The organism is Microbacterium sp. ZXX196, assembly GCF_009709595.1.
GTDB lineage: Bacteria > Actinomycetota > Actinomycetes > Actinomycetales > Microbacteriaceae > Microbacterium > Microbacterium excoecariae.
Genome location: NZ_WMEE01000474.1, coordinates 1 through 241, shown reverse-complemented (window position 1 = coordinate 241; position 241 = coordinate 1). Strand labels below are relative to the sequence as shown.

Below are 241 nucleotides of genomic sequence, written 5' to 3'. Positions count from 1 at the left end.
GACTTGCCGAGCGAACGTGCCATGTCCGGGAGCTTCTTCGCGCCGAACAGCAGCACAATGACGACGAGGATCAGAATGATCTCGGGGGCCCTGAGGTTGCTGAGCATGTGCGACTACCTTCTCGCCGGGTCGGCGTCTACTTCGGTGCCTGCCGTGGGGGTCGGACTGGCGTGCTAGTGCTGACAGCGATCGTAACGTTCGGCGGTGAACGGGCGGCAATGCGCGTGCATACCGTGGGTTT

General features: G+C 62.7%; 1 protein-coding gene. It reads right to left on the bottom strand.

Features of this window, described 5'->3' with window-relative positions:
- Positions 1-107: twin-arginine translocase TatA/TatE family subunit (locus GJQ66_RS13715; RefSeq protein WP_196215953.1), on the bottom strand; the 107-nt coding region annotated here is incomplete at its 3' end.
- Between the last annotated feature and the right edge of the window lie 134 nt (positions 108-241).